This is a genomic window from Pseudomonas rhizozeae (assembly GCF_031583775.1).
Taxonomy (GTDB): domain Bacteria; phylum Pseudomonadota; class Gammaproteobacteria; order Pseudomonadales; family Pseudomonadaceae; genus Aquipseudomonas.
Map to the genome: position 1 here is coordinate 251176 of NZ_JAVLSB010000069.1, position 23721 is coordinate 274896.

The window sequence follows — 23721 nt, forward strand, 5'->3', positions numbered from 1 at the left end:
TGCTCGGTCGATGTCGCAAATCCACAGTCCTGACGCAGTCGGACTGGCAACTTCGGGGCGGTTTTTCCAAGGCTTTCGCACTGGTAAAAAGTGTCCCTTCTCCGAGCGTTTGTAACTCCTTCGGGCAACCCTGCCACTGTTTTTATAGGCCTACCGGTTCTCCGCTCAGCGGGAGCCTTATAGACGATATGAGAGTGAATGCAACAAGCGTGCACAAATCTTGAAGTCGCTCACATTTTTTTCACACACATGCGTTCGTCCCTGTAAAAGCCTCATAAAACCGGGGGTTTCCCCCAGGCTTTCCGGGCGCATGACCGTGGGTATCGTTAACCGCCGTCACGCCAAAAAAATTTCGCGACAACGAAAAACGTTACCGGTTCACCCTCAAAGTGAGTAAACGGCGGATGCTCGACCTTGGGAGGGTAGCCCCGATGTGCGGTTTTGGTGCAAAAAAATTACTTCGCTGTATGAATTCCGCACAGTCGGACACAGCGGGGGAAAACAGCAGAGTCTTGTTTTCTGGTGATTTTCGGATGACTGCCAAAGTCTTCGGTCTGCGTTGGTGCGTCGGGCGCAAAAATGAGCCATCACAGGGCGCTGGCTTCAGGATTTCTCTGTGGTCATGGGCGCGTGCGCAGTGAAGCCCCGGGCATTCGAAGGTATGCTGCGTGCCTGTCGCTTGGCGGCGCATCCATGCGGATGAGCGCTAAGCTGAAATTGATACCAGGCGGGAGTGCATCCGTGTTCGCTTTAGACCCACGACTTCACCAAGACACCGTGCCGATCGGGGATTTCCCGCTGTGTCGGCTACTGCTGTCCAACGATTCCAATTACCCGTGGTTCATTCTGGTGCCGCGCCGCGACGATATCAGTGAGTTGTTCCAACTGGATGTAGCTGACCAGCAGCAACTGTGGAAAGAAACCACGCTGTTGGCGGAGTTGCTCAAGGATGCGTTCGAGGCCGACAAATTGAATGTTGCGACATTGGGTAACGTGGTCAGCCAACTTCACATGCATGTGATCGTGCGCAAGCGTGGTGACGTGGCCTGGCCCGCGCCAGTGTGGGGCAAACACCCGGCCACGCCTTACCAGGCGAGCGAGGTGGCGGCAGTTCGCGAGCGGCTGCGCTTGTTGTTGACTGAAGACTTTACGTTTCTGGAGGGCTGAACATGGACCTTGAAGAGCGTGTCACCGATCTGGAGAGTCGCCTGGCGTTTCAGGACGACACCATCCAGGCCTTGAACGATGTGCTGGTCGCTCAACAGCGGGTGGTGGAGCGTTTGCAATTGCAAATGGCCGCGCTGCTCAAGCGTCAAGAGGAAATGGTCGGCCAGTTCGGGTCTTTCGAAGAGGAAGCGCCGCCGCCGCACTACTGAATTAATGCAGGCCAACCGGCGGGCAAAAAAAACCGCGAGTCGCCTGAGGTGCTCGCGGTTTTTTTATGAGGCGGTGATCAGCGGCGCGGCAGGGCGGCGATCACGTCCTCGGCTTGCAGGCCTTTGTCACGGTTCATCACCGAAAATTCCACGCGCTGGCCTTCGACCAGGACGCGATGGCCTTCACCACGAATGGCCCGGAAGTGCACGAAAATATCGTCGCCGGAGTCACGGGAAATAAAGCCAAAGCCTTTGGAGGTGTTGAACCACTTGACGGTGCCGGTATCGCGGTTGGTCATGTCATAGCTTTGCGAGGCAGCGGCCGGTGCGGTTTTGTAGAAGCTGACGGCCAGGTGCAGAAGAACGGCAATCAGTGCGACGGACAGGCTGTAGAGTACCGCAGGCTGACCACCGATCACCGGCATTGGCGCCAGCAAGGTCAGGGTCTGCAGGACAACGGCCAGGACCAGCAAGGCGCTGACCAGGTTTTGCAGTTGATGACGAGGGCCTTTGTTCCAGTAAGGAATAACCGGAGCAAGGATCAGGTTGAGCAGGCCGAAAAGGGCCAGGTACAACGCTTCAGGTTGTTGCAGGTAAGGAACAGCTTCGGATCGCAAGCTAGGAATGAAGGACAGCAGCAAAGCGGCTGCGCCCAATAGCAGGTGGACGATTTTCAACATTTTGATTGACTCACGTTAAGACGGATCACAAGGAAGAGCTGAGTGAGTACGGTTCGCTTCTGAACAATGGGAGGCGTTGGACACGTACACAGTTTCAGCCTATGCGCCGGGCCCGGGAAAATAGGCGTCGACGACACCGGCCTATTTAACAGCAAAGCCCTGGGGTTCTCAAATCAAGGAGACCCATGGCGTGCTCGCGGCGATTTATCGCAGCGGCCAGCGGTTTTGTGGGCTGCGCTGCATCGGCACTCTTGCTAAAGTGGCCCGGCATCTGTCGGATGAATTGCATCACCTTTAGGGGAAAAACATGGCAATCGATATTGGTATCAGCGAAGAAGATCGTAAATCCATTGTTGAAGGGTTGTCCCGTCTGATGGCGGACACCTACGTATTGTATTTGAAGACCCACAACTTCCACTGGAACGTTACCGGGCCGATGTTTCGTACCCTGCACTTGATGTTCGAAGAGCAATATACCGAGTTGGCCCTGGCGGTGGACTTGATTGCCGAGCGGATTCGCGCCTTGGGTTCGCCGGCGCCGGGCGCCTATTCCATTTATGCGAAGTTGTCTTCCATTAAGGAAGAAGTCGGCGTGCCTAAAGCCGAGGACATGATCAAGCAACTGGTCGAAGGCCAGGAAGCGGTGACCCGTACCGCGCGCGGCATTTTCCCGCTGCTGGACAAGGTCAGCGATGAACCCACCGCCGACCTGCTAACCCAGCGTATGCAGGTGCACGAGAAAACCGCGTGGATGCTGCGCGCGCTCCTCGAAGAGTAATCGGCACGAGGCGCGGATAACGCACAAGCGTTGTTCGCGTCGCTGCGCGCCCGGTTTCACCCGCCGGCCTGCTTTCTGCCAGTGCCGCCTCGAAGTTGCCACACGCTCTGAAATCACGCCTCGCCGCTGATACTTGGCGCAAGCTTATTTCCTACAGCTATGCGTGTAGTACACAGATACAGTTCGCCATTTTTCTGCTGGCTTCTCCTACAACGATGGTCATCAAGTCGTCTAGATATTGCCGGTCGCATCAGCTTTTATAAGGCCACGGATTGTTGCTCTTAATAAAAGGATGTGATGGCAAAGGAGTGTCAATGCAATGGTGTACGAGGTTAAACAGCAAGAGGAGAAATTAGCGCGCAATTACAGCCACCCGATGGACCCGTTTGTCAGGGAATTTGACATGGCGCTGGCCCGGCCTTTGTCGCGGTCGATTCGATTGAATGGCTTTGCCACCTGCTTGCGCCTTGAGCAGGTGTATTGGGACATCCTGACCGAAATGGCCAGGCTCAACTGCTGCACCATCAGTGCGCTGCTGTCGTACGTAGACCGCGAGGTGCACTTGCGGCATGGCGGTGTAAAGAATTTCAGCGGGCTGATACGCGTGGTCTGTGTCGTGCATAGCCTGAAGGACCCCGCGTGCGGTGCTGAAGGCCCGTAGTGCGGAGTTTCATGAGCCCGTCGGCCTGTGCAGTCTTACGGCTGCACAGGCTGCATTTAATGGATATAATCCCGCTCTTTGCCGCAAAAGCCGAGCATCTGCGGTAGCAACCTGATCGCCGAGACAACCCCATGCCGATGTACGACTATCAATGCGCCTCCTGTGGTCATCAGTTGGAAGCCATTCAAAAGATCAGCGCAGCACCTTTGGTTGACTGCCCAGCCTGTCAGGCTCCGGAGCTGAAGAAGATGCTGTCGATGCCCGGTTTTCGCCTGAGCGGCACCGGCTGGTACGAAACCGATTTCAAGACCGGCTCCAAGAAAAACCTGGCCGGCGGTGACAAGGCCGACTAAGCCTTGAACCTGATTGCGAGTTGAACTCTACGCGCGAGCTCTTGCATCATCCGCCCTCCCTATATAGAACGGCGCTGTTTCAAGACCTCCAACCGAATGTCGAATTACGAGAAGTGAAACCACGACCATGATGCGCAGCCATTATTGCGGCCAACTGAACGAAAGCCTGGAAGGCCAGGAAATTACCCTTTGCGGATGGGTTCACCGTCGCCGTGACCACGGCGGGGTGATTTTCCTCGATATCCGTGATCGTGACGGTCTGGCCCAAGTGGTGTTCGACCCGGATCGCGCTGAGTCCTTCGCCGCCGCCGATCGCGTGCGCAGTGAGTACGTGGTCAAGATCACCGGTAAGGTGCGTCTGCGTCCGGCCGGTGCCACCAACGCCAACATGGCGTCGGGCATGATCGAAGTGCTGGGCTACGAGCTGGAAGTGCTGAACGAGGCGGAAACTCCGCCGTTCCCGCTCAATGAATACTCCGACGTGGGCGAAGAAACCCGCCTGCGTTATCGCTTCCTGGACCTGCGTCGCCCGGAAATGGCCGAGAAGCTGCGTCTGCGTTCGCGCATGACCACCAGCATCCGTCGCTACCTGGACGAAAACGGCTTCCTTGACGTCGAGACGCCGATCCTGACTCGCGCCACCCCGGAAGGCGCCCGCGACTATCTGGTGCCAAGCCGTACTCACGCCGGCTCCTTCTTCGCCTTGCCGCAATCGCCACAGCTGTTCAAGCAACTGCTGATGGTCGCTGGCTTCGACCGTTACTATCAGATTGCCAAATGCTTCCGTGACGAAGACCTGCGTGCCGACCGCCAGCCGGAATTCACCCAGATCGACATCGAGACCAGTTTTCTCGATGAGAAAGACATCATGGGCCTGACCGAAGGCATGATCCGCAACCTGTTCAAGGAAGTGCTGGATCTGGAATTCGGCGAATTCCCGCACATGACCTTCGAAGAAGCCATGCGTCGTTACGGTTCCGACAAGCCGGATCTGCGGAACCCGCTGGAACTGGTGGACGTTGCCGATCAGCTCAAAGAAGTCGACTTCAAGGTGTTCAGCGGCCCGGCCAACGACCCGAAATGCCGCATCGCCGCGCTGCGCGTCCCTGCTGGCGCCAGCATGCCGCGTAAACAAATCGACGATTACACCAAGTTTGTCGGCATCTACGGTGCCAAGGGCCTGGCGTACATCAAGGTCAACGAGCGCGCCAACGGTGTTGATGGCCTGCAATCGCCTATCGTCAAGAACATCCCTGAAGCCAACCTCAACGTGATCCTCGATCGCGTCGGTGCGGTTGACGGCGACATCGTGTTCTTCGGTGCCGACAAAGCGAAGATCGTCAGCGAGGCCCTGGGCGCGCTGCGGATCAAGCTCGGTCACGACCTGGACCTACTGACCTGCAAATGGGCGCCGATGTGGGTCGTCGACTTCCCAATGTTCGAAGAGAACGACGACGGCAGCTTCACTGCCTTGCACCACCCGTTCACCGCGCCGAAGTGCACCCCGGAAGAGCTTGAAGCCAACCCGGCTACCGCGCTGTCCCGTGCCTACGACATGGTGCTCAACGGCACCGAGCTGGGTGGCGGTTCTATCCGTATCCACCGCAAAGAGATGCAGCAAACGGTCTTCCGCCTGTTGGGCATCAACGAAGCGGAACAGGAAGAGAAGTTTGGCTTCCTGCTTGACGCCCTGAAATACGGCGCGCCGCCCCACGGTGGCTTGGCCTTCGGCCTGGACCGTCTGGTGATGCTGATGACCGGCGCCCAGTCGATTCGTGAAGTGATCGCCTTCCCGAAAACCCAGAGCGCGGCCGACGTCATGACTCAGGCACCGGGCCAGGTGGATGCCAAGGCACTGCGCGAGCTGCACATTCGTTTGCGCGAAACGCCTAAGGCTGAGTAAGGCTGACCTCAAAGGGCGCCTCTTCGGAAGCGCCCTTTCTTTATAGACGGTCGAAAATTGTAGTTGCCGGCTGGCGCGTCATGGCGTGGCGGGCAATGTGTGAAAGAGCATTCGGAGCGAGTTATGGCTGGTCATTCCAAGTGGGCGAACATCAAGCACCGCAAAGAACGTCAGGATGCCAAGAAGGGCAAGATCTTCACCAAGTGGATTCGTGAGCTGACCGTCGCTGCCCGACAGGGTGGTGGTGACCCGGGTTCAAACCCGCGTTTGCGCCTGGCGCTGGACAAGGCCTTGGGCGCGAACATGAGCCGCGACATCATTGATCGCGCCGTGGCACGAGGTGCCGGCGCGGCCGATACCGACGACATGGTCGAGCTCAGCTACGAAGGCTACGGGCCCGGCGGCGTGGCGGTGATGGTCGAGTGCATGACCGACAACCGCAATCGCACTGCCGCAGCCGTGCGTCACGCTTTCAGCAAGTGCGGCGGCAACCTCGGTACCGATGGTTCGGTGGCCTATCTGTTTGAGCGCAAGGGGCAGATTTCCTTCGCTCCGGGTGTCGACGAAGACGCGCTGATGGAAGCGGCGATGGAAGCCGATGCCGATGACGTGGTCACCCACGAAGACGGCGCGATCGACGTATTCACCTCGTTCGCCGGTTTTTACGCGGTGCGCACGGCCCTGGAAGCGGCTGGCTTCAAGGGTGCTGATGCGGAAATCGTGATGCTGCCGACCACCAGTGCCGAACTGGACTTGGAAGGCGCGGAAAAGGTGCTCAAGCTGCTCGACATGCTCGAAGACCTGGACGACGTGCAGAACGTCTACTCCAACGCGGATATTCCAGAGTCGGTGGCCGCTCAACTCGGTTAAGGTGGAGTAGGCAAAGTGGGAGCGAGCCTGCTCGCGAAGGCGGTTTTTCAGGCGGCAATCCTGCTGTCGTTGAAACCGTTTTGCGAGCGGGTTCGCTCCCACATTTATTATTCGTGTATTGAATACCGTGCTTTTACTTAACCCGCAGGCGTTATGACTCTAATTTTAGGTATCGACCCCGGTTCGCGCATCACCGGTTACGGCATCGTCCGCGATACCGGGCGCGGTTGCGTGTATGTCGCGTCGGGCTGCATTCGCACCGGTGCCGGCGAGTTGCATGAGCGGCTGCAAATCGTCTACCGCGGAGTGCGCGAGGTTATTCAGACTTACGGGCCGGTGACGATGGGCATTGAGAAGGTGTTTATGGCACGCAATGCCGACTCGGCGCTCAAGCTCGGTCAAGCTCGTGGCGCGGCGATTGTTGCCGGTGCCGAAGAGAGCCTGGAAATTGCCGAATACACCGCGACCCAAGTCAAACAGGCGGTAGTCGGCACCGGCGCGGCGAATAAAGAGCAGGTGCAGATGATGGTCATGCACTTGCTCAAGCTCACCAGCAAACCGCAAATCGACGCCTCCGACGCCCTGGCCATCGCCATTTGCCATGCGCATACCCGTTCCAGTCTGCTGCCCCACGGCTTGGGAACTGCACGCAGTCGTGGCGGGCGCCTGCGTCTCTGATAGCATCAGCCCATTCTTTGCGGGGGGATGAGCCGGGTACGCCTGAACGGCTCGGCATCCGCGCTCGCTGTGTGACTCGCCAGCCCGTTGCTGGCCAACGCTCAAGGATCTGAAACGTGATTGGACGCTTGCGCGGTACCTTGGCTGAGAAACAGCCGCCGCACCTGATTCTGGATGTAAACGGTCTGGGCTATGAGTTGGAAGTCCCCATGACCACGCTGTATCGCCTGCCGTCGGTCGGTGAGCCGCTGACGTTGCACACCCATCTAGTCGTTCGCGAAGACGCGCAGTTACTCTATGGCTTCTTCGGCAAGCGGGAGCGAGACTTTTTTCGCGAGTTGATCCGTCTCAATGGTGTGGGGCCAAAATTGGCCCTGGCGTTGATGTCGAGTCTGGAAGTCGATGAGTTGGTGCGTTGCGTGCAATCCCAGGACACCTCGGCCTTGACCAAGGTGCCGGGCGTCGGCAAGAAAACCGCCGAGCGCCTACTGGTGGAACTCAAGGACCGCTTTAAAGCTTGGGAAACCGTGCCGGCGATGTTCGCCCTGGTGCCCAATCAGCCCGGCGGGCCGGATGCGGCGCCTGTGGCCACGGCGGAAAATGATGCGGTCAGCGCGCTGATTTCCCTCGGCTACAAACCTCAGGAAGCCAGCAAGGCGATTTCCGCGATCAAGGAGAAAGGCTTGAGCAGTGAAGACATGATTCGGCGTGCCCTGAAGGGAATGATTTAAGTGATTGAAGCTGATCGTCTGATCGCCGCCACGGGCGCGCCCCGTGACCGCGAAGAAGTCCAGGACCGGGCCATTCGCCCCGTCAGCCTGGCCGAGTACATTGGCCAGCCCACCGTTCGCGAGCAGATGGAACTGTTTATCCAGGCCGCGCGAGGGCGTAACGAGTCCCTGGACCACACGCTGATTTTCGGCCCGCCGGGCCTGGGTAAAACCACACTGGCCAACATCATTGCCCAGGAAATGGGCGTGTCGATCAAAAGCACCTCGGGCCCGGTGCTGGAACGGCCCGGCGATCTGGCGGCGCTGCTGACCAACCTTGAACCACACGACGTGTTGTTCATCGACGAGATCCACCGGCTGTCACCGATCGTCGAGGAAGTGCTGTACCCGGCCATGGAAGATTTCCAGCTCGACATCATGATCGGCGAAGGGCCGGCGGCGCGTTCGATCAAGCTCGATCTGCCGCCCTTTACCCTGGTGGGGGCAACCACGCGGGCTGGGATGCTGACCAACCCGTTGCGGGATCGCTTCGGTATTGTCCAGCGCCTGGAGTTCTACAGCACTGCTGACCTGGCGACCATTGTCGAGCGTTCGGCGACGATTCTTGGCTTGCCGCTGGATCCGGAAGGTGCGTTCGAGATTGCCCGGCGTGCGCGCGGCACACCGCGTATCGCCAATCGGCTGTTGCGGCGGGTACGGGATTTCGCCGAGGTGCGCGCCAAGGGCCACATCACCAAGCCGATCGCCGATCTGGCGTTGAACCTGCTGGACGTCGACGAACGTGGCTTCGATCATCAGGACCGGCGCTTGCTGCTGACCATGATCGAGAAGTTCGACGGCGGCCCGGTGGGGGTCGACAGCCTCGCAGCGGCGATCAGCGAAGAGCGTCACACCATTGAAGATGTGCTTGAACCCTATCTGATCCAGCAGGGCTACATCATGCGCACCCCCCGTGGGCGCGTGGTGACCCGGCACGCGTACCTGCATTTTGGCTTAAACATTCCGTCACGATTGGGCGAGATGCCTGTGGTAGACGAATTCCTTGATGCAGTGGACGATTAAAAGCCTTCCACGGGCTGATTTATTCGAGGTTTGTGCTGTCCTAGGACCGTGCTTCCCCCGTAAACGTACAGAACCATGAAAAACAGTTGCCTGGCCGGATTGGCAACCTGAGGAGTAAGCACTAGAGTATGCGCGCGCAAAACGGGCTTGAGCCATTCGCATTTCGCTGTCGCGTTTATTACGAGGACACCGATGCGGGCGGCATCGTGTATTACGTTAATTACCTCAAGTTTATGGAACGGGCTCGAACCGAACAGCTTCGTGGACTGGGCTTTGTCCAGTCTCAGCTAGTGGGTGAGGACCTGTTGTTCGTCGTGCATTCCAGCGAAGCGCGATATCACGCGCCGGCGCGACTGGATGACGAACTGCTGGTAAGTGCGGATGTAATCGAATTGAACCGGGCCAGCCTGCGTTACAAGCAGCAAGTCAGGCGGGCAACGGATAATGTGCTGCTCTGCGAAGGGCAGTTCCTGGTGGCTTGTGTGCGCACCGACAGTTTGAAACCCCGGGCCATTCCCGAAGCTCTACGTACGGCCCTCGCCGACGTGAGCGGCGCGGGTAAACACTCTAAGCAGGAGATAAAGCGTGGAAGCTAACGTCGTCGACCATTCCTCCATGTGGAGCCTGGTCAGCAATGCCAGCATCGTGGTGCAACTGGTAATGCTGATCCTGGTAGCCGCATCGGTGACCTCGTGGATCATGATCTTTCAGCGCAGCAACCTGCTGCGCGCCGGTCGCCGTGCCCTGGAGAGCTTTGAAGAGCGCTTCTGGTCGGGTATCGACTTGTCCAAGCTGTACCGTCAGGCCGGCAGCAACCCGGACCCGGATTCGGGCGTCGAGCAAATCTTCCGCGCCGGTTTCAAGGAATTCTCCCGTCTGCGCCAGCAGCCAGGTGTTGATCCGGAAGCGGTCATGGAAGGCGTGGCGCGTGCGATGCGCGTGGCCATCTCCCGCGAAGAAGAAAAGCTTGAACAGAGCCTGCCGTTCCTCGCCACCGTCGGCTCCGTCAGCCCCTACATCGGTCTGTTCGGTACCGTATGGGGGATCATGAACTCGTTCCGCGGTCTGGCCACTGCCCAGCAAGCAACCCTGGCCACCGTGGCGCCGGGTATTGCCGAGGCACTGATTGCCACTGCGATCGGCCTGTTTGCCGCGATCCCGGCCGTTATCGCCTACAACCGTTTTGCCGCTCGCAGCGAAACCCTGCTGGGCCGTTACTACACCTTCGCCGATGAATTCCAGGCGATCCTGCACCGCAAAGTGCACACCAGCGAAGAATAAGCAGGTATTTCCCAATGGCGTTAATCGCTCGAGCTCGTAAAAAGCGCAAGCCGGTTGCCGAGATGAACGTGGTGCCCTACATCGACGTGATGTTGGTGCTGCTGGTCATCTTCATGGTGACCGCGCCGATGCTCAACCAGGGCGTGAAGGTTGATCTGCCCAAGGTTTCCAGCGAAGCCCTGCCGCAGGACAACAACACCCAGGTCTTGACCATTTCGATCAAGGCTGACAAGACCTACTACTGGAATCTTGGCAGCGAAGTCGACACCGAGAAGCAGCAGGACAAGGCCATGACCTTGCCGCAGATGACCGACGCGGTGACCAAGATCATCAACGCCGGCAACGGCAACGGCAAACGCACCCAGGTGTTCATTCGTGGCGACAAGACCGTCGACTATGGCGCGGTCATGGGGGCCATGGGCGGGTTGCAGAAAGCCGGGGTCGGTAATGTTGGCTTGATTACCGAGGCGCCCTGATGCAGCAACAGCGAGAGCCAACTGCCTCGGAAAGCTACTTCTGGCCCAGTGTCTGGGCGATTGGCTTGCACGTGCTGGTGTTCGGCATGCTGTTTGTCAGTTTTGCCTTCACACCTGAGCTGCCGCCGGCCAAACCGATCGTCCAGGCGACCCTCTACCAGTTGAAATCGAAAAGTCAGGCGACCACCCAGACCAATCAGAAGATTGCGGGTGAGGCGAAGAAATCCGCCGCGCGCCAGACCGAAGTCGAGCAGATGGAGCAGAAGAAGGTCGAGCAGGAAGCGGTAAAGGCTGCGGAACAAAAGAAAGAAGAAGCGGCTCAAAAGGCCGAGGAAGCCAAGAAGGCCGACGAGTCGAAGAAAGCGGACGAGGCGAAAAAGGCTGATGAAGCCAAAAAAGCCGATGAAGCCAAGAAGACTGCGGAAGCCAAAAAGGCCGAAGAGAAACAATTGGCTGATATAGCCAAGAAGAAGGCCGAGGAAGACGCCAAGAAAGCCGCGGAAGAAGAGGCCAAGAAAGCGGCCGCTGAAGAAGCGAAGAAGAAAATCGTCGAAGACGCGAAAAAGAAAGCCGCGGAAGACGCCAAGAAGAAAGCTGAAGCGGACGAGGCGAAAAAGAAAGTCGCCGAGGATGCGAAGAAGAAAGCTGCCGCCGATGCTGCGAAGAAGAAAGCGCAGGACGCGGCGCGGAAATCTACCGAAGACAAAAAGGCCCAGGCCTTGGCAGATTTGCTTTCCGACACGCCGCAGCGCCAGCAGGCCTTGGCAGATGAGCAGGGCGATGAAGTCGCCGGCAGCTTCGATGATCTGATTCGGGCACGTGCTGCAGAAGGCTGGGCTCGTCCACCTTCGGCACGCAAAGGCATGACGGTCGTATTGCAAATTGGCATGTTGCCGGACGGTACGGTGACCTCGGTTAGCGTGGCCAAGTCCAGCGGCGATGGTCCGTTCGATGCCTCGGCGGTAGCAGCGGTCAAGAATATTGGTCGGTTGACAGAAATGCAGGGAATGAAGCCGAGTGATTTCGCTCCGTATCGTTCGTTCAAGATGACATTCACACCTGAGGATCTAGCCTTGTGAGAAACCTTCTTCGAGGAATGCTGGTCGTTATCTGCTGCATGGCAGGGATCGCGGCGGCAGACGAAAAAAACATTCTGGTTACCAGCGGTAGCGATCGGGCCACCCCGATCGCCGTTGTACCGTTCGGCTTCCAGGGCGGCAGCGTGCTGCCGGACGACATGGCGGAAATTATCGGCAACGACCTGCGTAACTCGGGTTATTACGCGCCGATTCCCAAGCAGAACATGATCAGTCAGCCAACCCAGCCGAGCGAAATCATCTTCCGTGACTTCAAGGCACTGGGTGCTCAGTACGTCATGGTCGGTAATATTGTTCCTGCCGGTGGCCCGCTGAAAGTGCAGTGGGCACTGTTCAACGTCGCTACCGAGCAGAAAGTCGCGGACGGAAGTGTTTCAGGGAATGTCGATCAGCTGCGCGACATGGCTCACTATATTTCCGACCAAGGCTTCGAGAAACTCACCGGCATCAAGGGCGCGTTCTCCACTCGCTTGCTGTATGTGACGGCTGAACGTTTCTCCGAAAAGAACACGCGCTACACCTTGCAGCGTTCGGACTATGACGGCGCCCGCGCCGTGACTTTGCTGCAATCGCGCGAGCCGATCCTGTCGCCGCGTTTTGCCCCGGACGGCAAGCGTATCGCTTACGTGTCGTTCGAACAGAAGCGTCCACGGATCTTCATGCAGAACATCGACACCGGTCGCCGTGAGCAACTGACCAACTTCGAAGGCCTCAACGGCGCCCCTGCCTGGTCGCCGGATGGTCAGCGCCTGGCGCTGGTGCTGTCGAAAGACGGTAACCCGGACATCTACGTGATGAACCTCGGTTCGCGTCAACTGACCCGCGTCACCAACGGTCCTGGTATCAACACCGAACCGTTCTGGGGCAAGGATGGCAACACTCTGTACTTCACGTCCGACCGTGGCGGCAAGCCGCAAATCTACAAAACCAGCGCCGGCGGCGGCGGTGCGGAACGCGTCACGTTCATCGGTAACTACAACGCCAACCCTAAATTGTCGGCGGATGAAAAGACCCTGGTGATGATTCACCGCCAGGACGGCTTCACTAATTTCAAGGTGGCAGCCCAGGATTTGCAGCGCGGCAGCGTAAAAATCCTCACTGATAGCACTCTGGACGAGTCACCTACTGTTGCGCCCAACGGCACCATGGTAATCTACGCCACCCGCCAGCAGGGCCGGGGAGTCTTGATGCTCGTGTCCATTAATGGACGCGTAAGGCTCCCGCTTCCTACCGCACAAGGCGAAGTCAGAGAACCTTCCTGGTCCCCTTACCTGAACTGACGCGGCGCTACACGTTTTACTTAACACACTGGGGTTCATTAGGAGTTTCACGATGGAAATGCTGAAGTTTGGTAAATTTGCTGCGCTGGCTCTGGCCATGGCTGTAGCTGTAGGTTGCTCGTCCAAAGGCGGCGATAATGCCGGTGAAGGCGCTGTTGATCCAAACGCTGGTTACGGCGCAAACACTGGTGCCGTTGACGGCTCCCTGAGCGAAGAAGCTGCTCTGCGCGCAATCACCACCTTCTACTTCGAATACGACAGCTCGGACCTGAAGCCAGAAGCCATGCGCGCTCTGGACGTTCACGCCAAAGACCTGAAAGCAAACGGCGCTCGCGTTGTTCTGGAAGGCAACACCGACGAACGTGGTACTCGTGAGTACAACCTGGCACTGGGCGAGCGTCGTGCGAAAGCCGTTCAGCGCTACCTGGTACTGCAAGGTGTTTCCCCAGCTCAGCTGGAACTGGTTTCCTACGGCGAAGAGCGTCCAGTTGCTACCGGCAACGACGAGCAGTCCTGGGCTCAAAACCGTCGCGTCGAACTGCGTAAGTAATTCGTCATGCGAACGTGCCGTCGTGCTGTAACTATTCTGGCTCTCAGCCTCGCACCGCTTGCGGTGTGGGCTGCGGTTCCTGTGGTCGATGACAACTCCGGTTATAACAATAGCGGGAGCAGTTATCCGCCTGCGGGTTACGGTACGAACGGCGCCTATGCCGGGGGAGGGGTTTCGGCCCCTGTCTCGGCACAGGGCGAGCTGTTCAACCAATTGCAACAGATGCAGGAACAAATTGCGCGCCAACAGGGCGTGATCGAAGTTCTGCAAAATGATGTAGCGCGCATGAAGCAAGAAAGCCTGGAGCGATACCAGGATCTTGATCGGCGCATAGGAAGCGGTGCTGCACCTGCCGCGACTCCTGATAATTCTTCTGCCGGTGGCGATGCCGCCGGTGCCGCCGCAGGCGCGGGTGCTGGGGCGGCTGCCGCTCAACAGCCTGCCGCCAGCAGCGAGCCGGGTGATCCGGCCAAGGAAAAGCTGTATTACGACGCAGCTTTCGACCTGATCAAAGCCAAGGATTTCGACAAGGCCAGCCAGGCGTTCTCGGCATTCCTGCGCAAGTACCCGAACAGCCAATACGCGGGTAACGCCCAGTATTGGCTGGGTGAAGTGAACCTGGCCAAAGGCGACCTGCAAGGTGCCGGTCAAGCGTTCGCCAAGGTGTCTCAGCTGTACCCGAAGCACGCCAAGGTGCCTGATTCGCTGTACAAACTGGCCGATGTAGAGCGCCGTCTCGGTCATGCCGACCGGGTCAAGGGCATTCTGCAGCAGGTAGTGGCTCAATATCCGGGCACCTCCGCCGCTCAGTTGGCCCAGCGCGATTTGCAGCGTATGTAAGCCTGCTTTGTCGTTATGGAAGAAACCCGCGCTTGTCGCGGGTTTTTTCGTTAGAATTCACGCCCTTTTTATGACACACGCTTTTTGGGACTTGCGCGTTGGCGGGGTTCCTTGAAGTGCCTGACGGAGGCGGACAGCCTGTTTAGCTGTTACGCCCGTGGCGACTATGCAAGACACATTGAGAATCACCGAAGTTTTCTACTCGTTGCAGGGGGAAACGCGGACTGCCGGGCTGCCCACGGTTTTTGTGCGCCTGACCGGTTGCCCGTTGCGTTGCCAATATTGCGACAGCGCCTACGCCTTCAGTGGCGGTACGGTTCGTCCGCTGGACGATATCCTCGAACAGGTTGCCGGTTTCCGCCCGCGCTACGTTTGCGTGACCGGTGGCGAGCCATTGGCGCAACCTAACGCCATTCCATTGCTCAAGCAGCTGTGCGACGCCGGTTACGAAGTGTCACTGGAAACCAGTGGTGCGTTGGATATCTCGGCGGTAGATTCCCGGGTCAGTCGCGTGGTCGACCTGAAAACGCCGGGGTCCAAAGAAGCGCATCGCAATCGCTATGAAAATATCGAGCTGCTGACCCCTAATGACCAAGTGAAATTCGTCATCTGCTCCCGCGAAGACTATGACTGGGCAGTGTCGAAGCTCATTCAGTACGGCCTGGATCGGCGTGCTGGTGAAGTGCTGTTTTCACCGAGCTACCATGACCTGAATGCGCGGGATCTGGCGGACTGGGTAGTAGCGGACAATCTGCCGGTACGCCTGCAATTGCAGTTGCACAAATATCTATGGAATGACGAGCCGGGGCGCTGAAAATGACCGAATCACTGAACACTGCCGAAAAACGTGCAGTCATCCTGCTGTCCGGCGGCCTGGACTCCGCAACCGTCGTGGCCATGGCGCGCGCGAAAGGCTATAGCTGCTACACCATGAGCTTTGATTACGGTCAGCGGCATCGGGCGGAATTGCACGCCGCCGAGCGGGTGGCCCGGGATTTGGGCGTGGTAGAGCATAAGGTGATCGGTCTGAATCTCAACGGCATCGGCGGCTCGGCATTGACCGACAGCTCGATTGACGTTCCTGAGGCGCCGAGCGAAGGCATCCCGGTGACCTATGTGCCAGCTCGCAACACCGTATTTCTGTCGCTGGCCCTGGGCTGGGCCGAAGTGCTGGGCGCGCGAGACATCTTCATCGGCGTGAATGCCGTGGATTATTCAGGCTACCCAGATTGCCGGCCGGAGTTCGTCGAAGCGTTCGAAGTGATGGCCAACCTGGCCACGAAGGCCGGTGTAGAGGGCAATGGCTTCCGTATCCAGGCACCGCTGCAGAACCTGAGCAAGGCGCAAATCGTCGAGGCGGGGATCAAGCTCGGTGTCGATTACGGGCTGACGGTTTCCTGCTATCAGGCCGATGATCAGGGCCGTGCTTGCGGCAAATGCGACAGCTGCCGCCTGCGTGCAGAGGGCTTCTCAGCGGCTGGTGTAAGCGACCCAACGCCTTATTTCTGATTTATTTCAAATAAGGTGTTGAATAAGCGTTAAAAATCAGTATTATACGCGCCACCACACAGCGGGTCGTTAGCTCAGTTGGTAGAGCAGTTGGCTTTTAACCAATTGGTCGTAGGTTCGAATCCCACACGACCCACCATTTTTGTAGCAGTTTTAAAAGTCTGGAAGGACCACGCAAGTGAGGATTTCCGGATTTTTTTTTGCCCGCGATTTCTCCCTCTCGACCTTTCCCGGTCTCGCGCCGTGCCGCACAACAGAATCATCTTTTGCATCTGCGGGATATTCTGTAGCCTTGCCGGCTCCAACGCTGTGCCTGATGAATACTCACTCTCCCGGCGGTGCCCTTCAGTGGTCCAGAGCCAGGTGTATACTCGACTTTCGCGCGAAAGCGCCTGCAGGTCTTGCGAACATGACGCAGATTTCCGAACGCCTTTTGGTTCAAGCCCACCTCGACGCCAAACAGCCCAAACCGCTGACCGTCGATGAAGAAGCTCACTACCGCGCTGCCATCGCTGCCGAGCTCAAGGCTCAGGACGCGGTACTGGTAGCGCACTTTTATTGCGACCCGATTATCCAGGCCCTGGCTGAAGAAACCGGCGGCTGCGTGTCCGATTCTCTGGAAATGGCGCGCTTCGGTAGCGCGAGCCCGGCCAAGACTGTGGTTGTCGCCGGGGTGAAATTTATGGGCGAGACGGCGAAAATCCTCAACCCTGAAAAACGCATTCTGATGCCGACCCTGGAAGCTACCTGTTCCCTGGACCTCGGTTGCCCGGTGGATGAGTTCTCCGCGTTCTGCGACCAACACCCGGAACGCACCGTGGTGGTCTATGCCAACACCTCTGCTGCGGTGAAGGCACGGGCCGACTGGGTGGTAACGTCCAGCTGCGCCCTGGAGATCGTCGAAAGTCTGATGGATAACGGCGAGACCATCATCTGGGGGCCGGACAAGCACTTGGGCACCTATATCCAGCGCCAGACCGGTGCGGACATGCTGTTGTGGGACGGTGCCTGCATCGTCCACGAGGAATTCAAATCCAAGCAACTGGAAGACATGAAGGCGCTGTACCCGGACGCGGCCATTCTGGTACATCCGGAATCGCCGACTTCGGTGATTGAGTTGGCGGATGCGGTGGGTTCTACCAGTCAACTGATCGCGGCGGCGCAAAGCCTGCCCAACAAAACCCTGATCGTCGCCACTGATCGCGGCATCTTCTACAAGATGCAACAGCTGTGCCCGGACAAGGTCTTCATCGAGGCGCCCACTGCCGGTAATGGCGCCGCGTGCCGCAGTTGCGCGCATTGCCCATGGATGGCCATGAACACCCTTGAGCGCACGCTCAAGAGCTTGAAGGAAGGCACGAACGAGATCTTCGTGGATCCGGCCTTGATCCCTCAGGCCATTCGCCCGCTCAAGCGCATGCTGGATTTCACCCAGGCAGCGCGGATGAAATTGGCCGGTAACGCCTGATTCTGGCTAGAAAAACTGTGGGAGCGAGCCTGCTCGCGAAGAGGGCGTATCAGTCGCCGCGTATGACGACTGACGCACCGCATTCGCGAGCAGGCTCGCTCCCACAATGGTTATATTGATCCGGGTTACTTGCTCTTCTTCGGAATCCGCACCAGTTGGGTGTTGGAATACATGTCGTGCCAGCTGCGCTTCTGCTTGTCGAACAATGACCAGAAGAAGCCCAGTCCCACGCACAGCCACGAAGCGATCGACACCACGAAGCGCAGCAGCGCCTGCCACAGACTGATCGAAGAACCGTCGGCGTTTTGCACGCGAATGCACCAGACCTGCATGCCCAGGGTCTGTCCGGACCAGGTCCAGAACTGCGCGAAGAAGCCGAACAACACGAATAGCAGGATCGTCGATTGCAAAGGATCACCGTCCAGCGCTCCAGATTCGGTGAGGCTGCGCATTCGCTCTTCGCCGATGATTGCCATTTGAATCATCTTGTAAATGCCGCTGGTGACGATCAGCAGGGCAGTGCACAGCAAGAAATCATAAAACATCGCTGCCAGGCGACGGCCCAGAGTGGCGGCGGGAAAGTCGCCCTGGGGTGTGAGCAAATGTTTCGACATGGCAGGCTCTCGGCGGAAAAAGGCCATTTTACGGATTTACGCGCACAAAAAAGCCCCTGATGTCAGCATCAGGGGCTTTTTCGTTACAGAAGATTAGGCTTCTGCTTGTACTTCGTCAGCCTGCATGCCTTTCTGGCCTTGCACAGCAACGAACGTCACTTTCTGGCCTTCTTTCAGGCTCTTGAAGCCGTTGCCCTGAATAGCGCGGAAATGCACGAACAGATCCGGACCGCTTTCTGGAGTGATAAAACCAAAACCTTTCTCGTCGTTAAACCACTTGACGGTACCGCTCTGACGTTGGGACATTTCTTATTTCCTTTGACGCAAAAAATTAATGACAGCCTCCTTCTCATGAAAGAGTACTGGGGCTGGTTGCAGGAGAGTAAGAAGACGTCGAACGGGATGTAGCTAACTTGTAGGCTACTGCCCAGGTCACGATTCCAAGCGACCCATGCAAACACAGTGAACAAACTCTACGCCAACTACGGCAGAAAAAACAAGCCCCGATAATGCCCGGTTTTGCTCGATCAGATGGCAGTTAGGATGCTAACTAGTTCAGGCTTATTCGATAGGCTTATTCAATTGTTTCGCCGCGTTATAAGCCAACTTGATAATCGAAGTTAATGCACTGTTTTATGGCAGTTGCGTTACACATTAGTGCACTGTTAACGCAACTGCGTTACTTATAGGAACAGTCAATCAACCGCGATAGTAGCGTTGTGGAACAAATGGCATTTTGCTAACAAGCAAAGGAACCTTTTTGCCGCGGACAATCGCCCATACCTGAGTGTCGAGCGCGAGGTAAGCGCTGTCGAGGTAACCCATCGCCAGCGGACCGCCCAACGTCGGGCCAAACCCACCGCTGCATACCGTGCCGATGGTCTCGCCAGCTTCGTTGACGATTTCCGCGCCTTCACGCACTGGTGTGCGCTCTTGCGGCAAAAGGCCTACGCGTTTGCGGCTGACCCCGGCTTGCTGCTGGGCGAACACCTGCTCGGCGCCAGGGAAACCGCCAGCGCGCGCGCCATCGGCACGGCGGGGCTTGGAGATGGCCCACAGCAGGCCGGCTTCGATCGGCGTGGTGTCGGTGTTCATGTCGTGGCCGTAAAGGCACAGGCCCGCTTCCAGGCGCAGGGAGTCCCGAGCACCGAGGCCGATAGCGGCCACCTCCGGTTCGGCCAGCAGCGCGCGGGCCAGGGCTTCGGCGTTGGCGGCCGGCACGGAAATCTCGTAACCGTCTTCACCGGTGTAACCGGAACGGCTGACGAAGCAGTCCACACCCAGCAACTTCACGCGGGTGAACTGCATAAAGGTCATGCTGGCTACTTCCGGGGCCAGGCGTGCGAGTACGGTGACGGCCGACGGACCTTGCAAGGCCAGCAGGGCGCGCTCTTCGAACAACGGTTCGATAGTGCACTGTTCGCCAATGTGTTGTTGCAGGTGCGCCAGGTCCTGATCCTTGCAGGCGGCGTTGACCACCAGGATCAATTCGTCGTGGCCCAGGTTGGCGACCATCAAGTCGTCGAGGATGCCGCCGGTTTCGTTGGTGAACATCGCGTAACGCTGCATGCCCACCGGTAAATCGATGATGTCGACTGGTACCAAGGTTTCCAGGGCCTTGGCGGCATTGGCGCCGGTCAGGCGGATCTGGCCCATATGCGACACATCGAACAGCCCGGCCTGATCACGGGTGTGTTGGTGTTCTTTCATCACGCCGAGCGGGTACTGCACTGGCATGTCATAACCGGCGAACGGCACCATGCGCGCGCCCAGTTCGAGGTGCAGGGCGTGCAGTGGGGTTTTCAATAGTTGATCGGTGGACATGTGAAATTCCTGAGTCTTTAGCGGACTGCGGTCCTGAAGGAGCGGGCAAGCGCGCTCCTTCAGGTGCTCGGATGGCTTAAGCGTAGCTTTCGATCGACGGGCAGGCGCAGACCAGGTTGCGGTCGCCGAACACGTTGTCGACGCGACCGACCGGCGGCCAGTATTTGCCTTCGATCAACGACGCCACCGGGTACACCGCTTGTTCACGGCTGTACGGGTGAGTCCACTCGCCGACGATTTCCGCGGCAGTGTGCGGGGCGTTTTTCAGCGGGTTGTCTTCTTTGTCGAGGGTGCCGTTTTCCACCGCGCGGATTTCTTCGCGGATGCGGATCATGGCGTCGCAGAAGCGATCCAGTTCTTCCTTGGATTCGCTTTCGGTCGGCTCGATCATCAGCGTGCCGGCGACCGGGAACGACATGGTCGGCGCGTGGAAGCCGAAGTCGATCAGGCGCTTGGCAACGTCATCGACGCTGATGCCGCTGCTGTCCTTCAACGGACGCAGGTCGAGGATGCACTCGTGCGCCACCAGGCCGTTGCTGCCGGTGTAGAGCACTGGGTAATGCTCTTCGAGGCGACGGGAGATGTAATTGGCGTTGAGGATCGCCAGTTGCGAAGCGCGCTTCAGGCCGGCGCCGCCCATCATGCGGATGTACATCCAGGTGATCGGCAGAATGCTCGCGCTGCCGAACGGTGCGGCGCAGACCGCGCCTTCCTTGCGTTCCATGGCCGCGTGCCCTGGCAGGAATGGCGTCAGGTGCGATTTCACGCCAATCGGGCCAACGCCCGGGCCGCCACCGCCGTGAGGAATGCAGAAGGTCTTGTGCAGGTTCAGGTGCGACACGTCGCCGCCGAACTTGCCCGGTGCGCAGAGGCCGACCATCGCGTTCATGTTGGCGCCGTCGATGTACACCTGGCCGCCGTTGTCATGAATGATGTCGCAGATTTCGCGGATGCCTTCTTCGAACACGCCGTGGGTCGATGGGTAGGTGATCATCAGCGCAGCGAGGTGCTCGCGGTGCTCGATGGCCTTGGCGCGCAGGTCTTCGATGTCGACGTTGCCACGGGCATCGCACGCGGTCACGACCACGCGCATACCGGCCATGTTGGCGGTCGCCGGGTTGGTGCCGTGGGCCGAGGACGGGATCAGGCAGATGTCGCGGCGCTCGTCGCCACGGCTCTGGTGATAGGCACGGATGGCCAACAGACCGGCGTATTCACCTTGCGAACCGGCGTTCGGTTGCAGGGAAATCGAATCGTAACCAGTGGCGGCGCAGAGCATCGCTTCCAGTTCGTCGGTCAGTTGCTGATAGCCGGCGCTCTGCTCGGCCGGGGCGAACGGGTGCAGGCCACCGAACTCGGCCCAGGTGACCGGGATCATTTCGCTGGCGGCGTTGAGTTTCATGGTGCACGAGCCCAGCGGGATCATGCTGCGATCCAGCGCCAGGTCCTTGTCGGCCAGCTTGCGCAGGTAGCGCATCAGCTCGGTTTCCGAGTGATAACGGTTGAACACCGGATGCTCGAGGATCGCCGATTGGCGCAGCAGCGCGGCCGGGATGCGGCTTTCAACGCTGGCGGCCAGCGCGGCGAAGTCTGGCAGCGCTTTGCCGCCGGCCAGCAGGGCCCACAGGGTTTCGATGTCGGCTTGCGAAGTGGTTTCGTCGAGGGACAGGCCCAGGCGCTCGCCATCGACCACGCGCAGGTTGATGCGCTGGGCGCGTGCCTGGTCGTGCAGGGCGGCGGTGTTGGCGCCGGTGTTCAGGGTCAGGGTGTCGAAGAAGCTGGCTTGCTCAACGTTCAGACCCAGCGCGCTCAAGCCTTTGGCCAGGATCGCGGTCAGGCGATGAATGCGGCTGGCGATCTGCACCAGGCCTTTCGGGCCGTGGTACACGGCGTACATGCTGGCGATGTTGGCCAGCAGCACTTGCGCGGTGCAGATGTTGCTGGTGGCCTTCTCGCGACGGATGTGTTGCTCGCGGGTCTGCATGGCCAGGCGCAGGGCCGGCTTGCCGAAACGGTCCACCGAGACACCGACCAGACGGCCTGGCATGTCGCGCTTGAACGCATCTTTCGTCGAGAAGTAAGCCGCGTGCGGACCACCGAAGCCCAGCGGCACGCCGAAGCGTTGTGCGCTGCCGATGGCCACGTCGGCACCGAACTCTCCCGGCGGGGCCAGCAGGGTCAGGGCCAGCAGGTCGGCGGCGACGGCCACGAGGGCATTGGCGGCGTGGAAACGCTCGGTCAGTTCGCGGTAATCGAACAGGTCACCGTTGCTTGCCGGGTATTGCAGCAGGGCGCCGAAGAAGGCGCTGACGTCGGTCAGTTCACGCTCGTCGCCGACCACAACGTCGATGCCCAATGGCTCGGCGCGTGTGCGCAGGACGTCGAGGGTTTGCGGGTGGCAATGCACCGAGGCGAAGAACTGGTGGCTGCCCTTGTTCTTGCTCAGGCGTTTGCAGAAGGTCATGGCTTCAGCAGCGGCGGTGGCTTCGTCGAGCAGCGAGGCGTTGGCGATCGGCAGGCCGGTCAGGTCGCTGATCAAGGTCTGGAAGTTCAGCAGCGCTTCGAGACGGCCCTGGGAAATTTCTGGCTGGTACGGGGTGTAAGCGGTGTACCAGGCCGGGTTTTCCAGCAGGTTGCGCAGGATCGGCGACGGCGTGTGAGTGCCGTAGTAGCCCTGGCCGATGTAAGTCTTGAACAGCTGATTCTTGGCGGCAATGGCTTTGATCGACGCCAGTGCGTCGGCTTCGCTGAGGCCGTCATCCATGTCGAGCACGCTGGTGCCCTTGATGCTTTCCGGGATCACGCTGGCGCTCAAGGCTTCCAGGGAGTCGAAGCCCAAGCTGTTGAGCATGGCTTGCTCGTCATCGGCGCGTGGACCGATGTGACGGGCAATGAATTCGTTGGCGGTGCTGAGATTGATGGTCATGGCGTTTCCTCAGGCTTCGGCGTTGGCTTTGATCAGACGATCGTAAGCGTCCTGATCGAGCAATTTGGCGACTGCCGAAGCGTCGCTTGGCTGGAAGCGAAAGAACCAGCCTTCGCCCATCGGGTCTTCGTTGACCAGTTCCGGGCTGCTGTCGAGCGCCGGGTTGACTTCCAATACCTCGCCGTCGAGTGGCATGTACACGCCGCTGGCGGCTTTGACCGATTCCACGGTGGAGGCTTCGGCGCCCTTGGCGTAAGCCTGCAACTCCGGCAGTTGTACGAAAACCACGTCGCCCAGGGCGTTCTGCGCGAATGCGGTGATGCCGACAGTAACGCTGCCGTCAGCCTCGGTGCGCAGCCATTCGTGATCTTCAGTAAAACGCAACTCGCTCATGGAAACTCCTAAAGGGGCCAGATTCGTCTGGTGGACGCTTTGAATGCTCGGGCGGTTGCCCTTATTAATGAGGGCTTATTAGCAAGATCACTGCCAAGGTTGTTTTTCGCTTTTAATACAGAGAGTTACAGGGCTGGATCGAATTACATTCTGCGAGTCCTGTAGCGAATTCGATACAGGAAGAGGCGGATAAGAAAGCTGAGGTGGATCAAAGCCTTGCATGGCAGTGATCACAGAGGACTGTATCGATATCGTTCCGCTGTAGCGCTTTCAGTACAGGTGGAGGTCGTTTTTGAACTCATGCTAGAGAGTGACGCGAGCCCTGTGGGAGCGGGCTTGCCCGCGAATGCGGAATGTCATTCGACACCAAT

Annotated in this window: 26 protein-coding genes and 1 tRNA gene; 21 read left to right on the plus strand and 6 right to left on the minus strand. The window is 58.7% G+C overall.

Translation table 11 applies throughout. The annotated features are described in order from the left end of the window. Positions 1-741: 741 nt before the first annotated feature. Positions 742-1167 (plus strand): HIT domain-containing protein, encoded by a 426-nt coding sequence (locus RG836_RS24650; protein WP_310850308.1) that lies wholly within the window; start codon positions 742-744, stop codon positions 1165-1167. 2 nt (positions 1168-1169) lie between these two features. Further along, positions 1170-1376, plus strand: a complete 207-nt coding sequence (locus RG836_RS24655; protein ID WP_310850309.1) for a SlyX family protein — start codon at positions 1170-1172, stop codon at positions 1374-1376. A 77-nt stretch (positions 1377-1453) separates the two neighbouring features. On the opposite strand, the gene RG836_RS24660 is transcribed toward RG836_RS24655, so the two are convergent. Then, positions 1454-2056 carry a cold-shock protein gene (locus RG836_RS24660; protein ID WP_310850310.1) on the minus strand — a complete coding sequence of 201 codons (603 nt, stop codon included), beginning with the start codon at positions 2054-2056 and terminating at the stop codon, positions 1454-1456. Between the two features lie 307 nt (positions 2057-2363). On the opposite strand from RG836_RS24660, the gene RG836_RS24665 reads away from it, so the two are divergent. From RG836_RS24665 to nadA, 19 genes are all read left to right on the plus strand, one after another. Continuing rightward, on the plus strand, positions 2364-2834 hold the full coding sequence (locus tag RG836_RS24665; RefSeq protein WP_310850311.1) for a Dps family protein: 471 nt from the start codon (positions 2364-2366) through the stop codon (positions 2832-2834). Positions 2835-3153: 319 nt separating this feature from the next. Continuing rightward, positions 3154-3495: a ribbon-helix-helix domain-containing protein gene (locus RG836_RS24670; RefSeq protein WP_310850312.1), complete on the plus strand. Its 342-nt coding sequence runs from the start codon at positions 3154-3156 to the stop codon at positions 3493-3495. Between the two features lie 131 nt (positions 3496-3626). Beyond that, complete coding sequence (locus RG836_RS24675) at positions 3627-3848, plus strand: FmdB family zinc ribbon protein (RefSeq protein WP_010457489.1); 222 nt, start codon at positions 3627-3629, stop codon at positions 3846-3848. A gap of 127 nt (positions 3849-3975) precedes the next feature. Beyond that, positions 3976-5751 carry an aspartate--tRNA ligase gene (gene aspS / locus RG836_RS24680; protein WP_310850313.1) on the plus strand — a complete coding sequence of 592 codons (1776 nt, stop codon included), beginning with the start codon at positions 3976-3978 and terminating at the stop codon, positions 5749-5751. Between the two features lie 123 nt (positions 5752-5874). After that, entirely contained in the window at positions 5875-6621 is a 747-nt protein-coding gene (locus RG836_RS24685) for a YebC/PmpR family DNA-binding transcriptional regulator (RefSeq protein ID WP_310850314.1), read from the plus strand. 153 nt (positions 6622-6774) lie between these two features. Then, positions 6775-7299, plus strand: coding sequence for a crossover junction endodeoxyribonuclease RuvC (ruvC, locus tag RG836_RS24690; protein WP_310850315.1), 525 nt, complete (start codon positions 6775-6777; stop codon positions 7297-7299). A gap of 116 nt (positions 7300-7415) precedes the next feature. After that, complete coding sequence (ruvA, locus tag RG836_RS24695) at positions 7416-8030, plus strand: Holliday junction branch migration protein RuvA (RefSeq protein ID WP_064679388.1); 615 nt, start codon at positions 7416-7418, stop codon at positions 8028-8030. Next, on the plus strand, positions 8031-9092 hold the full coding sequence (gene ruvB / locus RG836_RS24700; protein ID WP_310850316.1) for a Holliday junction branch migration DNA helicase RuvB: 1062 nt from the start codon (positions 8031-8033) through the stop codon (positions 9090-9092). 128 nt (positions 9093-9220) lie between these two features. Next, entirely contained in the window at positions 9221-9688 is a 468-nt protein-coding gene (gene ybgC, locus RG836_RS24705) for a tol-pal system-associated acyl-CoA thioesterase (protein WP_310850317.1), read from the plus strand. After that, on the plus strand, positions 9678-10373 hold the full coding sequence (tolQ, locus tag RG836_RS24710) for a protein TolQ (RefSeq protein ID WP_008147369.1): 696 nt from the start codon (positions 9678-9680) through the stop codon (positions 10371-10373). Before ybgC ends, tolQ begins: the two co-directional genes overlap by 11 nt. A gap of 23 nt (positions 10374-10396) precedes the next feature. After that, a complete protein-coding gene (tolR, locus tag RG836_RS24715; RefSeq protein ID WP_310850329.1) occupies positions 10397-10849 on the plus strand; it encodes a protein TolR in 453 nt (150 codons plus the stop codon). Continuing rightward, entirely contained in the window at positions 10849-11928 is a 1080-nt protein-coding gene (tolA, locus tag RG836_RS24720; RefSeq protein ID WP_310850318.1) for a cell envelope integrity protein TolA, read from the plus strand. Before tolR ends, tolA begins: the two co-directional genes overlap by 1 nt. Before the next feature lie 17 nt (positions 11929-11945). Further along, a complete protein-coding gene (gene tolB, locus RG836_RS24725) occupies positions 11946-13226 on the plus strand; it encodes a Tol-Pal system beta propeller repeat protein TolB (RefSeq protein ID WP_310850330.1) in 1281 nt (426 codons plus the stop codon). A gap of 52 nt (positions 13227-13278) precedes the next feature. Continuing rightward, positions 13279-13776, plus strand: coding sequence for a peptidoglycan-associated lipoprotein Pal (gene pal, locus RG836_RS24730; RefSeq protein WP_008027793.1), 498 nt, complete (start codon positions 13279-13281; stop codon positions 13774-13776). Between the two features lie 6 nt (positions 13777-13782). Then, positions 13783-14616: a tol-pal system protein YbgF gene (gene ybgF, locus RG836_RS24735; RefSeq protein WP_310850319.1), complete on the plus strand. Its 834-nt coding sequence runs from the start codon at positions 13783-13785 to the stop codon at positions 14614-14616. Positions 14617-14782: 166 nt separating this feature from the next. Next, positions 14783-15430 carry a 7-carboxy-7-deazaguanine synthase QueE gene (gene queE / locus RG836_RS24740; protein ID WP_310850320.1) on the plus strand — a complete coding sequence of 216 codons (648 nt, stop codon included), beginning with the start codon at positions 14783-14785 and terminating at the stop codon, positions 15428-15430. 2 nt (positions 15431-15432) lie between these two features. Beyond that, positions 15433-16125 (plus strand): 7-cyano-7-deazaguanine synthase QueC, encoded by a 693-nt coding sequence (gene queC / locus RG836_RS24745; RefSeq protein ID WP_310850321.1) that lies wholly within the window; start codon positions 15433-15435, stop codon positions 16123-16125. Between the two features lie 63 nt (positions 16126-16188). Beyond that, positions 16189-16264: transfer RNA gene (locus RG836_RS24750), tRNA-Lys, on the plus strand. Between the two features lie 270 nt (positions 16265-16534). Then, positions 16535-17593 (plus strand): quinolinate synthase NadA, encoded by a 1059-nt coding sequence (nadA, locus tag RG836_RS24755; protein WP_310850322.1) that lies wholly within the window; start codon positions 16535-16537, stop codon positions 17591-17593. Positions 17594-17718: 125 nt separating this feature from the next. Here nadA and RG836_RS24760 read toward each other — a convergent pair whose 3' ends face one another. The 5 genes from RG836_RS24760 to gcvH form a co-directional block, all read right to left on the minus strand. Beyond that, positions 17719-18207 carry an RDD family protein gene (locus tag RG836_RS24760; protein ID WP_310850323.1) on the minus strand — a complete coding sequence of 163 codons (489 nt, stop codon included), beginning with the start codon at positions 18205-18207 and terminating at the stop codon, positions 17719-17721. Positions 18208-18300: 93 nt separating this feature from the next. After that, positions 18301-18513, minus strand: a complete 213-nt coding sequence (locus RG836_RS24765) for a cold-shock protein (protein ID WP_003175786.1) — start codon at positions 18511-18513, stop codon at positions 18301-18303. 393 nt (positions 18514-18906) lie between these two features. Continuing rightward, positions 18907-20031, minus strand: a complete 1125-nt coding sequence (gcvT, locus tag RG836_RS24770) for a glycine cleavage system aminomethyltransferase GcvT (protein ID WP_310850324.1) — start codon at positions 20029-20031, stop codon at positions 18907-18909. Between the two features lie 76 nt (positions 20032-20107). Beyond that, a complete protein-coding gene (gene gcvP / locus RG836_RS24775) occupies positions 20108-22957 on the minus strand; it encodes an aminomethyl-transferring glycine dehydrogenase (protein WP_310850325.1) in 2850 nt (949 codons plus the stop codon). Positions 22958-22966: 9 nt separating this feature from the next. Next, on the minus strand, positions 22967-23350 hold the full coding sequence (gcvH, locus tag RG836_RS24780; protein WP_310850326.1) for a glycine cleavage system protein GcvH: 384 nt from the start codon (positions 23348-23350) through the stop codon (positions 22967-22969). Positions 23351-23721: the final 371 nt, after the last annotated feature.

What these genes read in the sequence shown, in the direction of transcription:
- RG836_RS24655 (WP_310850309.1), top strand. Translation starts at nt 1,170, where the DNA reads ATGGACCTTGAAGAGCGTGTCACCGATCTGGAGAGTCGCCTGGCGTTT.
- RG836_RS24660 (WP_310850310.1), bottom strand. Translation starts at nt 2,056, where the DNA reads ATGTTGAAAATCGTCCACCTGCTATTGGGCGCAGCCGCTTTGCTGCTG.
- RG836_RS24665 (WP_310850311.1), top strand. Translation starts at nt 2,364, where the DNA reads ATGGCAATCGATATTGGTATCAGCGAAGAAGATCGTAAATCCATTGTT.
- RG836_RS24670 (WP_310850312.1), top strand. Translation starts at nt 3,154, where the DNA reads ATGGTGTACGAGGTTAAACAGCAAGAGGAGAAATTAGCGCGCAATTAC.
- RG836_RS24675 (WP_010457489.1), top strand. Translation starts at nt 3,627, where the DNA reads ATGCCGATGTACGACTATCAATGCGCCTCCTGTGGTCATCAGTTGGAA.
- aspS (WP_310850313.1), top strand. Translation starts at nt 3,976, where the DNA reads ATGATGCGCAGCCATTATTGCGGCCAACTGAACGAAAGCCTGGAAGGC.
- RG836_RS24685 (WP_310850314.1), top strand. Translation starts at nt 5,875, where the DNA reads ATGGCTGGTCATTCCAAGTGGGCGAACATCAAGCACCGCAAAGAACGT.
- ruvC (WP_310850315.1), top strand. Translation starts at nt 6,775, where the DNA reads ATGACTCTAATTTTAGGTATCGACCCCGGTTCGCGCATCACCGGTTAC.
- ybgC (WP_310850317.1), top strand. Translation starts at nt 9,221, where the DNA reads ATGCGCGCGCAAAACGGGCTTGAGCCATTCGCATTTCGCTGTCGCGTT.
- tolA (WP_310850318.1), top strand. Translation starts at nt 10,849, where the DNA reads ATGCAGCAACAGCGAGAGCCAACTGCCTCGGAAAGCTACTTCTGGCCC.
- tolB (WP_310850330.1), top strand. Translation starts at nt 11,946, where the DNA reads ATGCTGGTCGTTATCTGCTGCATGGCAGGGATCGCGGCGGCAGACGAA.
- pal (WP_008027793.1), top strand. Translation starts at nt 13,279, where the DNA reads ATGGAAATGCTGAAGTTTGGTAAATTTGCTGCGCTGGCTCTGGCCATG.
- ybgF (WP_310850319.1), top strand. Translation starts at nt 13,783, where the DNA reads ATGCGAACGTGCCGTCGTGCTGTAACTATTCTGGCTCTCAGCCTCGCA.
- queE (WP_310850320.1), top strand. Translation starts at nt 14,783, where the DNA reads ATGCAAGACACATTGAGAATCACCGAAGTTTTCTACTCGTTGCAGGGG.
- queC (WP_310850321.1), top strand. Translation starts at nt 15,433, where the DNA reads ATGACCGAATCACTGAACACTGCCGAAAAACGTGCAGTCATCCTGCTG.
- nadA (WP_310850322.1), top strand. Translation starts at nt 16,535, where the DNA reads ATGACGCAGATTTCCGAACGCCTTTTGGTTCAAGCCCACCTCGACGCC.
- RG836_RS24760 (WP_310850323.1), bottom strand. Translation starts at nt 18,207, where the DNA reads ATGTCGAAACATTTGCTCACACCCCAGGGCGACTTTCCCGCCGCCACT.
- RG836_RS24765 (WP_003175786.1), bottom strand. Translation starts at nt 18,513, where the DNA reads ATGTCCCAACGTCAGAGCGGTACCGTCAAGTGGTTTAACGACGAGAAA.
- gcvT (WP_310850324.1), bottom strand. Translation starts at nt 20,031, where the DNA reads ATGTCCACCGATCAACTATTGAAAACCCCACTGCACGCCCTGCACCTC.
- gcvP (WP_310850325.1), bottom strand. Translation starts at nt 22,957, where the DNA reads ATGACCATCAATCTCAGCACCGCCAACGAATTCATTGCCCGTCACATC.
- gcvH (WP_310850326.1), bottom strand. Translation starts at nt 23,350, where the DNA reads ATGAGCGAGTTGCGTTTTACTGAAGATCACGAATGGCTGCGCACCGAG.